Consider the following 14131-nt stretch of genomic DNA (forward strand, 5'->3'; position numbering starts at 1 on the left):
AGGGGCCACCCGCGCGGGTGGCCCCTGTGGCGTCAGAGGACCTGCTGGATCGGGCTGGGCTGCACGCCGAGGTGGATCGGCATCGAGTGCAGCCCGTAGACGATCGAGAGCTTGCGGAACGACAGCTCGCTCTGCGGCACCGCCAGCCGCATCTCCGGGAACTTGCGGACCAGCGCCGGGTAGGCGATCCGCAGCTCCATCTTCGCGAGCTCGGCACCGATGCAGCGGTGCGCGCCGTAGCCGAACGCGAGGTGCTGGCTCGCGGGACGATCGGCGAGGATCACGTCCGGGGTGTCGTAGACGTCGCGGTCGCGGTTCGCCTGGGACAGCGAGCACGCCACGATGTCACCCGCCTTGACCTTGATCCCGGCGATGTCGATGTCGTGGCGGGCGATGCGCAGGAACGCCACCGACACGACGCTGAGGTGCCGCAGCAGCTCGTCGACCAGCCCGTTCACGGCCTTGTCGTCGCCCAGAGCCTTCTCCTGCAGGCCCGGATCGCGCAGCATCGCGAGCGTGCCGAGCGAGATCATGCTGGCCGTCGTCTCGAACCCGCCGGTGAGCAGCCCGTCCGCGAGACCCGCGAGCTCGTCGTCGTCCAGGTCGTCGCCGTGCTTGCGGACGAGCTCGCCGAGCAGCCCGTCGGTGGGGTTCAGGCGCTGGGCGCGCACCAGTTCCCGGAAGTAGACGATGGACTCGGACACGGCTGACAGCGATGTCGTGGCCGCCCCGCCGAGGTCGAACCGCGAGACGCTGCGCCGCTGGAACTCCTCGCGCTCACTCGCGGGCACGCCCAGCAGCTCGCAGATCGTGAGCGCGGGCACGGTCATCGCGAAGTGCTCGACGAGGTCGACCGGGCCGTCCTTCATGGACATCAGGTCGAGCTGGTCCGCGACGATCTGCTCGATCCGCGGCACCAGCCGGGAGAGCCGTCGCATGGTGAACTCGGGCGTCAGCACCTTGCGCAGCCGCGTGTGCTCCGGCGGGTCGCTGAAGCCGAGCCCGCCCGGCGCCTCGTCCGAGAAGAGCCCCAGCTCGCGCAGGTGGCCGAAGTCGTTGCTGAACGCCTCGGAGTCCACGAGCACCTGCTTGGACGCCTCGTAACCCGTCACCAGCCACACCGTGACCGGCAGCGGCAGGCGCGTCAGCGGTGCCTGGGCCTGCATCCGCGCCATCTCCGGCACGGGGTCGAGGCCGTTGCGCCGCAGCGGCGCGAGCACGCGCGACGGCACGAACCAGGACGACTCGAGGTCGAACCCGGTCTTGCTGAGGTGCGCGAGGAACCGCTTCCCCATCCACTCGGTCACGCGCGACCGGACGTCGGTCGCTGACTGAAGAACTTCCCACATGACGCGGCTGTCCCTTCGGCGGAAAGGGGGTTACGAGCTGATGATGTCCAACGGAACGGACAATAACGACGTCACCGCTCGCACGTCGTCATACCTGGGATTAACTCGCCGTCATACTTTGGTCCAGGTGTTGATCAGATCCGGGGCGGGCGGTGCGGAGGGCGTTCGGTCCGGGACGGAGCGTCAACGTTGGTTGCCGATGCACGCATCGCGGTGGACCGTGCGGACGAAGGCGCCGACGTCCTCGGCGGTCGTGCGACGGTTGCACACGAGCCACAGTGGACGGGCACGAACCCACCTCTGGCAAGGTCTCGATCATGGTGAGCGCTGAGCACTTCGACCGCTGGTACGCCGACAGGGCCGAGTCGACCCAGGCCGACGACCTGGTGCGTCGCGTCCTCGGCCTCCCGGACGGCCTGGAGTCGACCAGCCTGCTCGGCGGCGCCGGCCTCGACGAGGTGGTGGCCTTCCTGGCCCTCGCGCCGGGCCGCGTGCTGCTCGACCTGGCGTGCGGCCGCGGCGGCTACGGCATGGAGATCGCCCGCCGCACCGGCTGCCGTCTCGTGGGCGTGGACTTCTCGCCGGTGGCCGTCGAGCAGGCCAGGCAGCGCAGCGGCGGCGACTTCCGAGTGGGCAACCTCACCGCGACGGGCCTGAACGGCGCCTCGGTGGACGCGGTGCTCGTCGTGGACTCCCTGCAGTTCGCGGAGTCCAAGCCGGACGCGCTGCGGGAGTGCCTGAGGGTGCTCCGCCCTGGCGGCCGGCTGGCCGTCACGTGCTGGCAGGCGGCCGAGCCGGTGGACGAACAGGTGTGGGGGCCGATTCGCGAGCTGGACCTGGCCGCGCAACTGCCCGCCGCCGGCTTCACCGAGGTCGAGGTGGCCGACAGGTCCGCGTGGCGGGCGGGCGAGAGGCGACTGTGGGAGGAGGCGCTCGCCGTTCCCGAGCCCGACCCGGCGATGGTGTCGATGCAGCAGGAGGCGCGGCACGTCCTGGCCGGGTTCGACCGGAAGCGCCGCGTCCTCGCCACGGCGGTGAAGCCGCGCTGACGGCTGGGCGCGACCGCTGCTGGGTCGCACCTGAACCCCGTCCCACCGCTCAGTGGCAGTGGCCCTGCCTGCCGAGCGTCTCCACCGCCGTCGCACCGGGCCGAGTCCACTGCGGCACCGGCCTGCTGTCCTCACCCCAGCTCGACTCGCCGTCCGCGTTCGTCCGCCAGAACCACCCCGCCTGCCGCGCCTCGGGCCACCCCTCCGGCTGCCGCTCCCACGCCTCGCCACGCCCGCGCACGGTCATGTCGAGCAACCCCAGCGACCCGTTGACCCGCTCACACCCGCGCCCGGTCGTCGAGTACGTGAGGTACGTGCTGTCGCCATCGCGCAGATAGCTGGTCAGGTAGCCCATGTCCCCGCCAGCGGGCCCCTCCACGCCACGCACGGAGTACCACGGCTGCGCGTACCCCATGAACTCCACGAACGGCGCCACCTCCTCCCACACGCCGGTGGTCAGCACGGCGAACGAGACCCCGCGCGCGTTGAGGTACGCGGCGTCGTCGAAGTGCCACGGCACGTGCGTGCACCCCTCGCACTGCCCCTGGTGCGGAGCGCCGTCCCACCACATGTGCTTGTAGACGACGAGCTCGTCGCGCCCCTCGAACAGCTCCACGAACGGCACGGGCCCCTGAGCGCCGACGACCTCGACCGTGCCGTCGAACTCGACCATCGGCAGCGTGCGGCGTTCGGCGGCGATCGCGTCGCCCTCGCGGGTGTGTGCCTTCTCGCGGACCAGGAGCTCGTCGCGGGCCTTCTGCCAGGTGGCGAGGTCGGTGACGGGCGGGCGTCCGGTCATGATCAGTCCTCCGTGGATGTGCGGGTGTCCTTCCACAACCACGTCGAAGCCGTCACGGCCGTTTCGACATGTCCCGCACGGTCCACTCGCACGGCTTGACGGCCCTGGGCCGCCGCGGCAGCGGATCGTCGTCGAGATGGGGCGCCCACTGGCCGCCGGTCCTGGGCCTGACCGGCTGCTCGTCGGCACGGGCGAGCCAGGTCCACAGCTCGGCGGAGATCGGCACGACACGTCCTGGCACCGGCCACGCGTCACCGGTCTGCGGGTGCCGGGGCACGAGCAGGACGTCCGCCCCGGAGGTCTCACCGGGTCCGGCGAGGCCCAGCGTCAGGGTGCGCGGCCCCTGGGAGCCCCGTTCGGTGAGCCCGGCCTGGAAGGTGTCCGCGAGCGGCCCGTCAGGAACGACCACGCTTGCGTCCGCGGCCACCGCCAGCACTCGAACGAGCGCCACGGCCGCCGAGATCTCGGCGCGCGCCTGCCACCACCGGTCCGCGTCGGTCAACGGCACGCTGTCCCAGTCGAACGTCTCCCACGGCCGAACCGGATCCGGGTCGCCCACGGCGCGCACGGCGTCCGGTTCGAACCGCACCACCTGCCAGAGCGAGCAGTCGTCGACGCGGGTCGCCACCGGCCGTCCGCACCCGCAGGCGAGGTTCGGCCCTTCGTGACCGTCGATCCCGCAGCAGTAGCCGACGAGCCTGCCCTTGATCCAGCTCACCCCGCGCACGTCACCGGGCGCGATGACGTGCCCTGCATAGGTGCCGGGAGGAACGAGGCCGGGCATCTCCAGCACGCCGTTGCCCCACTGGTGAACCCGTGCGTGATCGGGTGTGTCGACCTGCGTCAGCGGAACGGTCAGCGCCGCACCGCACGCCACGCACTCGAACACCACCACCGGACCATCATCGGCAGGCCGTCCACCGATTTCTCACAGCCGGACCTCCGCACCACCCCACCGCTTCCGCAGCCACCGGTCGTGGCTCGCCAGCACGATCGCGCCCGGCCCCGGCCTCAGCGCGTCCTCCAGCTCGTCGCACAGCGTCGGCGACAGGTGGTTGGTCGGCTCGTCGAGCAGCAGCAGGTGCGGCGGGTGCGCGACGAGCAGCGCCAGGGCGAGGCGGCGCCGCTGGCCCACGGACAACGTGCCGACCGCCTTGCCGAGGTCCCATTTGTGCAGCAGCCCCAACGACTCCAGCGGCACCTGCGCAATCCGTTCGGCCCCCAGAGCACGGCCATAGGTGGCCCGTGCGGTGAGGCGGGGATTGGCGAACGACGTGTCCTGGTCCAGCAGGCCGATGCGCACGCCGGGATGCCGCCGCACGCCACCGACCTCCAGCCGACCCGCCAGCACGTGCAGCAACGTGGTCTTGCCCGCGCCGTTCGGGCCGGTCACGAGCAGGCGGTCGCCGTCGCGGACGTCGAGGCGGTCGAGCGCGAGACGGCCTGGGACCTGGATCTGCCGCAGCGACACCAGGTCCTCGCCCGGCGCCACCACCGCGTCCGGGGAGAACCGCAACGGCGGCGGGGGAGCGGGCACGGCGGCGCGTTCGAGCTCCTCCAGGCGTCTCGTGGCGTTGCGGACGCGGCGGGAGATCTGGCTCTGCACGCGGTTCGCGCGCACGCCGTAGCCCATCTTGTCGTTGTCGCGCATGGCCCGGTTCGGGGCGACGCGGCCCGCGATCAGGCCGAGCGAGTCGCGGACCTCGGCCAGTTCCTCCTGCTCCTCCGCGTAACGGCGTTCCCAGCGGGCCCGGTCGGCGCGCTTGAGCCCCAGGTACTCCGTGTAGGTGCCGCCGAACCGCACCGGCCCGTCCACCGCCGGATCGAGGTCGACCAGGTCCGTGCAGACCGCGTCGAGGAACGCCCTGTCGTGGCTCGCCAGCACGACGATGCCGGGCAGCGCGCGGAGTTGCTCCTCCAGGAACGCGGCCGCGTCGTCGTCGAGGTGGTTCGTCGGCTCGTCCAGCAGCAACGCCGTCGGCCGCCGGATCACCAGCGCCGCCAGGTGCAGGCGGCGTCGTTGCCCGCCGGACAACGAGCCGAGCGTCCGGGCGCGGTCGACGTCCGCAAGACCGAGTCCACTGAGGACGATGTCGGCCCGCCGGTCCGCGTCCCAGGCGTCGTGGCGCTGCGCCAGTTCCAGCCGTTCCGCGTACTCCGCCTCGACGTCCTCGGTGCCCAGCAACGCACCCAGCCGTTCCAGCTCGGCCAGGTCCTCCCGCGCCTCGGCCAGGGCGTCGTCCACGACCTGAGCGACGGTGGCCGAGTCCGGGAACGGCATCTCCTGCTGCAGGAAACCCAGGTCCGGAGGCCGTTGCACGACGCCGCCGTCCGGCTGGTCGACGCCGGCGAGCAGGCGCAGCAACGTCGACTTGCCCGCGCCGTTCTCCCCGATCAACCCGATCCGGCGGCCGGGCGCCGCCGTCAGCGACACCCCGTCGAGCACCCGCCTGCCACCGAACCCGCGCACCAGTTCGGTCGCGACCAACGCCTCAGTCACGCGCGGCCTCCACCAGCCTGCCGCCGTCGAGACGCAGCCGGCGGTCGATCCTCACCTCGTTCAGGAACCGCTCGTCGTGGCTGACGACGACCAACGCGCCCCGGTACGCGTTGAGAGCGCTCTCCAGCTGCCCGGCGCTGACCAGGTCGAGGTTGTTCGTCGGTTCGTCGAGCAGCAGCAGTTGCGGCGCGGGTTCGGCGAACAGGACGCACGCCAGCGTCGCCCGCAGCCGTTCCCCACCGGACAGCACGCCGACCGGCAGGTGCGCACGGGCGCCGCGGAACAGGAAGCGCGCCAACAGGTTCATCCGTTCGGCGGGCGGCATCGCCGGGGCGAAGCCGGCCAGGTTCTCCGCCACCGTGCGGGAGTCGTCGAGCAGGTCGAGCCGTTGCGACAGGTAGGCGACCCGGCCGTCGGCGCGCTTCACCTCGCCGCCGTCGGGCTCCAGCGAGCCGTGCACCACGCGCAGCAACGTCGACTTGCCGGCCCCGTTCGGCGCCGACAGGGCGATCCGCTCCGGCCCGCGGATCGAGAAGTCCAGGCCGGAGAACAACTCCCGCACGCGGACGTCCGAGCCGTCGAACAGCGTCCGCCCGGCCGGGACAGCGGTCTGCGGCAGCTCCAGGCTGATCCTCTGCTCGTCCTTCAACGCCCGCTCGGCCTGGTCCAGCCGGGACTTGGCCGCACCGAGCCGCGCCGCGTGCGTGCCGTCGGCCTTGGCCGCAGACACCTCCGCGTTGCGCTTCATGTTCCCGGCGAAGATCCTCGGCAGTCCGGCGTTCGAGAGGTTGCGCTGCGCGTTGGACGCACGCCGCGCGGCACGTTCACGGGCCTGCTGCATCTCCCGCTTCTCGCGCTTGACCTCCTGCTCGGCGCTGCGGATGTTCTTCTCGGCCACCTCGCGTTCTGCGGCCACCGCCTCCTCGTAGGCGGTGAAGTCGCCGCCGTAGAACCGCACCTCACCGCCGTCGAGCTCGGCGATGCGGTCCATCCGGTCGAGCAACGCCCGGTCGTGGCTCACCACGAGCAGGCACCCGCGCCAGTCGTCGAGCACGTCGTAGAGCCGGTGCCGCGCGTCCAGGTCGAGGTTGTTGGTCGGTTCGTCGAGCAGCAGCACGTCGGGCTGCTTCAGCAACTGCGCCGCGAGCCCGAGCGAGACGACCTGCCCGCCGCTCAGCGTGCCGAGCACCCGGTCGAGCGCCAGGTCACCGAGCCCGAGCCGGTCGAGCTGGGCCCGCGTGCGCTCCTCCAGGTCCCAGTCGGTGCCGATGGTGGTGAAGTGCTCCTCGCCGACGTCACCGGACTCGACGGCCGCGATGGCGCGCAGCACGTCCGCGACCCCGAGCACCTCGGCCACGGTCAGGCCGGCGGTGAGCGGCAGGTCCTGCGGCAGGTAGCCGAGCACACCCTCGACGGACACGCTGCCGTCCGACGGCGTGAGCGCGCCCGCGATGAGCTTGAGGAGAGTCGACTTCCCGGCGCCGTTCGGGGCGACGAGACCGGTGCGCCCGCCGGGCACCGAGACGGACAGGCCGTCGAACACGGGGGTGTCGTCCGGCCAGGAGAACGACAACGAGGACACGACGATGAAGGCGTCGGACATGGGTGTGAGACCTCAGGGATGTGCCGCGCGCGAACTCATGGCCGCGCGTGTGTGGAAAAGGGGACGACGAAACGGCCATCGCGAGAGATGGCCTGTCACATCCAGGGCTCACCCTGAGATGTCGTCTTCACCCACCAGCACGTCGGGCTCCTCGGTCGAGCGGAATGGATCTCGCCGTCCACAGTAGCAGCGTCGCGGAGGCTCCGCAGATAGGGTTTCCGGCATGACCGTTCTCGAGTTGCTGCGCGAACGCAGGCGTCAGCAAAGCGTTCCAGGACAACGGAACGACGACGCCCGCCTGGTCCTGCTGGTCGAGGGCGGCAGCTCGCGCGGCGTGTACTCCAGCGGCATGACCGTGGCGATCGAACGGCTCGGTCTGCTGCCCCTGTTCGACGCCGTCTACGGCAGCTCGGCCGGATCGCTCAACGCGGCCTGGCTGCTCTGCGGCCGCGCCGACGACAGCAAGCACGCCTGGTGGGACCCGGCCGTCATGCGCACCACGATCAACCCGAGGCGCGCGTTCACCCGCCGCCCGGTCGTCGACACGCACCACCTCGTCCACACGATCTACACGCAGGTCGTGCCGATGGGCTTCCAGGAGATCCTCGACAACCCCGTGGAGTTCCACCCCATGGCCACGGACGGGCTCACGGGCGAGGCGGCAGACCTGCACGGGTACGTCCGCGACACGCTGAGCCTTCAGACCGCCCTGCGGGCGTCGGCCGCGATGCCGTTCCTCGCGGGCGACCCGGTGATGATCGACGGCCGCCCGTACGTCGACGCGGGACTCAGCGAGACGATCCCGATCCGCACGGCGCTGGACCAGAAGGCGACGCACGTGGTGGCCCTGCGGACGCGGCGCGAGGACGAGTTCCTGGGGGCACCGCCGTCCCGCAGCGAACGCTTCGTGCTGTCGCGCTGGTTCGCCCGGCACGCGCCGGGGGTGGTGGCGAGCTGGCTGGGGCGGGAGGCGATCCGGGCGCAGGACGAGGAACTGCTCGCCGCGCACCCCACGTGCCTGCAGATCAGGCCGCCGCTCGGGAGTGCGGTGATCGGGCGGACGGAACGGCGGGCGCGGGTCATGCAGGACGCGCTGGACGTGGGGGTGGAGGCGGCGATGCGCGACCTCGGGGAGGTGGCCGGGGTCGGCCGCTGACCACGGCCGTGAGTCGACTCGCAGAGGTGGGCGAGGGGACCGTTGACCCACGCCGTGAGTCGCCTGGCCGGCGTGGCCGAGGGACCGTTGACCACGGCCGTGAGTCGCGCCTGGCCGACGTGGGCGAGGGGACCGTTGACCCGTCACGCCGCTGTGAGCCGCCTGGCCGACGTGGCCGAGGGGACCGTTGACCCGCCATGCCGCTGTGAGCCGCCTGGCCGACGTGGCCGAGGGGACCGTTGACCCGCCACGCTGCTGTGAGCCGCTTGGCCGGCGTGGCCGAGGGGACCGTTGACCCACCACGCCGCTGTGAGCCGCTGCCCCACGGCCACAAACCACCTCGCCCGAGGCCCTCTTGTGCGCGTCCACCCCACCGCCTACGGTATTCGCAACAACCTGTTGCGAATTGGAGGCCGCCGGTGGCGGGACGTCCGCGGGACCCCGAGCTCGAACAGCGGCTGCTGGCGACGGCGTGGTCGCTGCTGACCTCGAACGGCTACGACGCGCTCACGCTGACGCAGGTCGCGGCCCAGTCCGGCGCGCACAGGACCGACGTCTACCGGCGCTGGCGCAGCAAGGTCCGGCTGGTCGCGGACGTGCTCGACGCCTACCTGCCGCCGGTGCCCGACCCCGACACCGGCACGCTGCACGGCGACCTCAGGGCGTTCGCCGAGGACCTGGCCGCGGCCTGGAACGAGCCGTGGAACGACGGCCTGGTCGGCTTCCTCGCCGACCTGCGCGGCGACGGCGAGGCCGAGCGGACGTTCCGCGCTCTCGTGTCGCGCCGGTCGCAGCCGCTGGTCGACGCGATCGCGCGGGCTGTGCGGCGCGGCGAGATCGGCGAGGTGCCGGAGCTGCCGTTCGTCGGCAACCTGCTCGAAGGCCCGCTGATGCACCGGCGGATGTTCGGGGGTGGGCCGCTGACGTCCGCCGAGCTCGACGTGGTGACGTGGTCGGTGCACCGGCTGCTCACCGGAACGTCCGTGACACCGTGAAGCCGCACGAGCTCACGGCCGCCCAGCAGCTGAAGGCGTTGAACGCCAAGGAGATCAGCTCGCGGGAGCTGACCGGGCACTACCTGGACCGGATCGAACGGCACGCCGGGCTCGGCGCGTTCGTGACGATCAACGAGAACGCGCTCGACGAGGCCGCGGAGGCCGACGAACGCCTTGCCAGGGGCGAGCGGGCGACGTTGGTCGGACTGCCCCTGGGCATCAAGGACCTCGCGACGACGGCGGGGATCCGCACGACGTTCGGGTCGGCGGCGCTGGCGGAGTTCGTGCCGCCCGAGGACTCCTGGACCGTCGGGTTGCTGCGGCGAGCCGGCGCGATCGTGCTGGGCAAGACGAACACGTCGGAGTTCGGCGCCACCTGCTACACCGAGAACGACGTCGCGCCGCCGGCCGTGACCCCTTACGCCCCAACGCGTTATTCGAGCGGGTCCAGCGGCGGTGCGGCCACGGCGGTCGCGGCGGGGCTGTCGCCGGTCGCGCACGCCAGCGACGGCGCGGGGTCGATCCGCACGCCCGCGGCGACCTGCCACCTCGTCGGGATGAAACCGAGCCGGGGTCTGGTGAGCCCGGCGCCCGCCACGTCGTTCCTCTCGGCGAGCACCGAGGGGCCGATCGCCAGAACGGTCGAGGACGCCGCACTCCTGCTGGACGTGATGGCGTCCGCGGCGCCCGGTGACCTGTACGGCTGGCACCGCACGAGGCCCTTCGGTGACCCGCTCGACCGCCGCCTCAAGATCGCGCTGTGGACCGACACCGGTCTCGACCAGGACGTCGACCCCCAGTCGGAACTGGCCGTGCGGCGCACCGCGGACCTGCTCGCGGAACTCGGTCATGAGATCGTCGAGATCCCGCTGCCCGCCCGGTACGACGAGCCGGTGAGCCGCGCGATCCTGACCTGGTTCGCCTACCAGGTGGGCGCCGTGACGCGGCTGATGGTGCCGCCCGAACGGATCCACCTGCTGCGGCCGTACACCCGCCACCTGCTCGACGTCAACGAAACGTTGTCCGCCAACGACATCGTGACGGCCCAGGCTCATCTCGCCCGCTACGCCGGCACGTTCCTGAGCAAGGTCAGCGACTACGACGTCGTGCTCACCCCCACGACCAACGGCGCACCGGTCCCGATCGGCCACTACACTGGCGACGAGGCCGACCTGATGCTGAAGTGGTCCTGCCACACGCCGTGGGCCAACCTCGCCGGCGTACCGGCGATCTCCCTTCCGTCGCATGTGGACGATGAAGGACTGCCGCACGGCGTGCACCTCGTGGGCCGCGACCGCCACGACGCCGAACTCCTCGCCCTGGCCGCACAGCTGGAAAGCGCACAGCTCTGGACCCAACTCCACCCACCGAGCTGGCACGAATGAGGGAGAAGAGCGTCACCCTGCCGGACGGGCGGGCGATCCGCGCCGTCACGGCGGGCGAGAGGCCCGGACCGCTGGTCGTCTTCGAGGCCGGGATGAGCGCGCCCGGTTCGTCCTGGATCCACACGCAACGCGAGGTGAGCGCCCGCCACCGCACGCTGTCCTACGACCGGGCGGGCTACGGCGGCAGCGACGTCGACCCGCACGACCGCACGCTCGACCGGATCACGGACGACCTGACCGCGCTGCTCGACGCGCTCGGCGAGACCGGACCGGTGGTGCTCGTCGGGCACAGCTGGGGCGGGCCGATCATCCGCGTGTTCGCCGACCGGCATCCCGGACGCGTGGCGGGGATGGTGTTCGTGGACGCGACCCTCGCCGAGGTCATGTCCACCAGGAACGCGAAGGTCGCCGCCAGGTTCTTCACCCTCATGTCCCTGGTGGCCCGGCTGGGCGGCAAGGGGCTGATCAGGCGGCAGACGTTCCGCAACGGCGTCTCGCCGGAGATCTCCGCGGCGGACGTGGAGATCATGACGAGCGACTACGCCACCGCGCGGGCGATGAAGGCCGGCAGCAGGGAAGCGCTGCAGATCGAGGCCGCACTGCCACTCCTACGCCGGCTGCAGGAGAAGGGCACACCAGACGTGCCGACGGTCTGCCTGCAGGCCGGGCTGGTCGAGCGCGGCATGACGAAGTGGCGCCCGCTGTTCAACCGTCACACAGCGGATCTGATGGACGCGGCGCCGCAGGGCAGGATGATCGTCGTCGAGGGCGCGGGGCACCTGATCCCGCAGGAATCACCGGCGGTCGTGCGCGAAACCGTCTTCGGGGTCGTCGAACAGCTAGTTTGAGCGCGTGGACTTCGACGAGTACCGGAAGTACGACGCCACCGGGCTTGCCCGGCTCGTCGCGGACAGGCAGGTGTCCGCGGCCGAACTGCTCGCGGTGGCACGGGAACGCGCCGCCGAGGTGAACCCGCGCCTGAACGCCATCGTGCGGGACGTCCCGGCCGAGCCGGGCGACGACCTCACCGGTCCGTTCGCCGGCGTGCCGTTCCTGATCAAGGACCTCGGCCAGGACTACGCGGGCCTGCCGACCTCGAACGGCTCGCGGTCGCTCAAGGGGCACAACGCGACCGCGCACTCGACCGTCGTGCAGCGCTGGATCGACGCCGGTCTGGTGATCTTCGGCAAGACCAACCTGCCGGAGTTCGGCGCGAAGGCGATCAGCGAGTCCGTCACCTGGGGTCCCGCGCGCAACCCCTGGGACCTGACGCGGACCCCCGGTGGCTCGTCGGGCGGGTCGGCCGCCGCGGTCGCCGCCGGGATCGTGCCGTGCGCGGGAGCCAACGACGGCGGCGGTTCGACCCGGATCCCGGCCGCGTGCTGCGGGCTCGTCGGATTGAAGCCGGGACGCGGGCTCACGCCGTTCGGCCCGGACACCGCCGAGACGATGCACGGCGCGGCGGTGCAGGGCGTCGTCTCGCGCACGGTCCGCGACACGGCCGCGATGCTCGACGTCATCTGCGGTGGTGAGCCCGCCGGGCCGTTCTCGCCCGCACTGCCCTCGGACCCGTTCGCGTCCTTCGTGGGACAGGAGCCGGGAAAGCTCCGGATCGGCGTGCGGATCCCGTCGGCGATCAACCCGGACCCGCACCCCGAGGCGGTCGCGGCCGTCGCGTCCGCCGTCCGCGTGCTCACCGACCTGGGCCACCACGTAGAGGAACTGCCGCAGGCGCCGTTCGACGACGCGGCGCTGGCCAAGGACTTCCTGCTGACGTGGTTCGTGAACCTCGCCTGGAGGGTCGGCGAGGCCAAGCGCCTCACCGGGGCGCCGGACATGGCGTTCGAACGCGACACGCTGCTCATGGCCGCGCTGGGACGGGCCACGAGCAGCGTCGACTACGTGGACGCGGTGCAGCGGCGGCACGAGCACACCAGCCGCCTGACCACCTACTTCGAGGCGTACGACCTGCTGCTGACGCCGACGCTCGCGACCCCGCCGCCCAAGGTCGGCCAGTTCGAGCTGCCGGTGTCGCTGCAACGGGCGACCGACGCGTTGCTCAGGACCGGCACGGCCCGGTTCCTCAAGCACACCAAGATCGTCGACGACATGATCAGGGACAACCTGGGCTGGGTGCCGTACACGCAGCTCGCGAACCTCACGGGTCGTCCCGCGCTGTCGCTTCCGCTGCACTGGACGGCGGACGGGCTGCCGCTCGGCGTCCAGTTCGTCGCGCCGCTGGCGGGGGAGGCGGTGCTGATCAAGCTCGCGGCGCAGCTGGAGGAAGCCGCGCCGTGGGCCGACCGGTTCCCGGTCATGAGCTGAGGAAGCGCAGCAGCTCCGCGGTGACGAACTCCGGGTTCTCCTCGACGAGCCAGTGGCCCGCCTTCGGGACGTCGAGCGCGCGCACGATGTTAGTCATCCGCGGGGCCGCCGTGCCCTTGATCGCCTCGGCCTGACCCTCCGCCGCCATGACCAGGGTCGGTGCCTGCACGGGCTTCGCGGCCTCGGTGTCGCGGACGTCCTGGTCGAGTGCGCGGTACAGCTCGAAGCCGTTCTTCAGCGTCTTGTCGTAGGTGCGGGCGTACTCGGTGATCTCGTCGTCCGCGAACGGGGACTTCGTCGACGTGCCGCCGAAAGCGCTGCCCTGGTAGGAGACCTGCGGGTAGAAGAGCTCCAGGTAGTCGCGGACGTCGTTCTGCACCACCGCTTCCGGCACCTGCGGCTGCGAGTGGAACGCGATGTGCCAGCTGAGCGTGCGGTAGGTGCGGGCGTCGATCGCCGGGCCCGGCAGCGGCAGGTCGAGGTAGCCCAGGCGCGCGGTGTCCTGCGGGAACTGGCTGGCGTACTGGAACGCGACGGCGGCGCCGAGGTCGTGGCCGACGATCGAGGAGTTCTTGAGCCCGAGCTTGCTGGTCAGCGCGTGGACGTAGCGGGCGAGCGTGGCCTTGTCGTAGCTCTTCGGCGTGCCGGTGCTGTCGCCGAGACCGGGCAGGTCGAGCGCGTAGACGGTGTGGCGTTCGGCGAGCTCCGGCATGACCGGCCACCAGCCGTACCAGGTCTGCGGCCAGCCGTGCAGCAGCACGACGGGGCTGCCGGTGCCGCCCTTCACGTAGTGCATGCGCACGCCGTCGACCTCGGTGAACTCGTGGCTGAAGGTCTTCTGGAAGGCCGGGTCGTCGCGGGTGATGGCGGTGTGCGGTTCCTGCGGGGCGTCGGGCGCGGAGCAGGCGGTGATCATGAGCAGCAGAGCGAGCACGAGGCGTTTCATGGTCATGAGCTTGGGCTGCGGTTG

At 71.6% G+C, this 14131-nt stretch carries 12 protein-coding genes; 6 read left to right on the plus strand and 6 right to left on the minus strand.

The window, feature by feature from the left end:
• Positions 1 to 32: 32 nt before the first annotated feature.
• Positions 33 to 1349, minus strand: a complete 1317-nt coding sequence (locus ACFWN2_RS10490) for a cytochrome P450 (protein ID WP_382426477.1) — start codon at positions 1347 to 1349, stop codon at positions 33 to 35.
• Between the two features lie 317 nt (positions 1350 to 1666).
• Here ACFWN2_RS10490 and ACFWN2_RS10495 point away from each other — a divergent pair, with 317 nt between their 5' ends.
• Positions 1667 to 2398, plus strand: a complete 732-nt coding sequence (locus ACFWN2_RS10495; protein ID WP_382426478.1) for a class I SAM-dependent methyltransferase — start codon at positions 1667 to 1669, stop codon at positions 2396 to 2398.
• A 49-nt stretch (positions 2399 to 2447) separates the two neighbouring features.
• Here ACFWN2_RS10495 and ACFWN2_RS10500 read toward each other — a convergent pair whose 3' ends face one another.
• From ACFWN2_RS10500 to ACFWN2_RS10515, 4 genes are read right to left on the minus strand one after another with little or no spacing between them, the layout of a single operon-like run.
• On the minus strand, positions 2448 to 3197 hold the full coding sequence (locus tag ACFWN2_RS10500; protein WP_382426479.1) for a DUF899 family protein: 750 nt from the start codon (positions 3195 to 3197) through the stop codon (positions 2448 to 2450).
• 52 nt (positions 3198 to 3249) lie between these two features.
• On the minus strand, positions 3250 to 4092 hold the full coding sequence (locus ACFWN2_RS10505; RefSeq protein ID WP_382426480.1) for a hypothetical protein: 843 nt from the start codon (positions 4090 to 4092) through the stop codon (positions 3250 to 3252).
• 33 nt (positions 4093 to 4125) lie between these two features.
• Positions 4126 to 5697: an ABC-F family ATP-binding cassette domain-containing protein gene (locus ACFWN2_RS10510; protein ID WP_382426481.1), complete on the minus strand. Its 1572-nt coding sequence runs from the start codon at positions 5695 to 5697 to the stop codon at positions 4126 to 4128.
• Positions 5690 to 7300 carry an ABC-F family ATP-binding cassette domain-containing protein gene (locus tag ACFWN2_RS10515; RefSeq protein ID WP_382426482.1) on the minus strand — a complete coding sequence of 537 codons (1611 nt, stop codon included), beginning with the start codon at positions 7298 to 7300 and terminating at the stop codon, positions 5690 to 5692. Before ACFWN2_RS10515 ends, ACFWN2_RS10510 begins: the two co-directional genes overlap by 8 nt.
• Before the next feature lie 223 nt (positions 7301 to 7523).
• Here ACFWN2_RS10515 and ACFWN2_RS10520 point away from each other — a divergent pair, with 223 nt between their 5' ends.
• From ACFWN2_RS10520 to ACFWN2_RS10540, 5 genes are all read left to right on the plus strand, one after another.
• Positions 7524 to 8456 (plus strand): patatin family protein, encoded by a 933-nt coding sequence (locus ACFWN2_RS10520; protein ID WP_382426483.1) that lies wholly within the window; start codon positions 7524 to 7526, stop codon positions 8454 to 8456.
• A gap of 419 nt (positions 8457 to 8875) precedes the next feature.
• Positions 8876 to 9451, plus strand: a complete 576-nt coding sequence (locus ACFWN2_RS10525; protein WP_382426485.1) for a TetR/AcrR family transcriptional regulator — start codon at positions 8876 to 8878, stop codon at positions 9449 to 9451.
• Positions 9448 to 10836 (plus strand): amidase, encoded by a 1389-nt coding sequence (locus ACFWN2_RS10530; RefSeq protein WP_382426487.1) that lies wholly within the window; start codon positions 9448 to 9450, stop codon positions 10834 to 10836. Before ACFWN2_RS10525 ends, ACFWN2_RS10530 begins: the two co-directional genes overlap by 4 nt.
• Positions 10833 to 11684, plus strand: coding sequence for an alpha/beta fold hydrolase (locus ACFWN2_RS10535; protein WP_382426489.1), 852 nt, complete (start codon positions 10833 to 10835; stop codon positions 11682 to 11684). The genes ACFWN2_RS10530 and ACFWN2_RS10535 overlap by 4 nt, the downstream gene beginning before the upstream one ends.
• Before the next feature lie 4 nt (positions 11685 to 11688).
• Positions 11689 to 13161, plus strand: coding sequence for an amidase (locus ACFWN2_RS10540; RefSeq protein ID WP_382426491.1), 1473 nt, complete (start codon positions 11689 to 11691; stop codon positions 13159 to 13161).
• On the opposite strand, the gene ACFWN2_RS10545 is transcribed toward ACFWN2_RS10540, so the two are convergent.
• A complete protein-coding gene (locus ACFWN2_RS10545; RefSeq protein WP_382426493.1) occupies positions 13151 to 14113 on the minus strand; it encodes an alpha/beta fold hydrolase in 963 nt (320 codons plus the stop codon). The genes ACFWN2_RS10540 and ACFWN2_RS10545 overlap by 11 nt on opposite strands.
• Between the last annotated feature and the right edge of the window lie 18 nt (positions 14114 to 14131).

Source organism: Lentzea sp. NPDC058436 (genome assembly GCF_042721515.1).
In the GTDB taxonomy this organism is placed as follows: Bacteria; Actinomycetota; Actinomycetes; order Mycobacteriales; family Pseudonocardiaceae; genus Lentzea.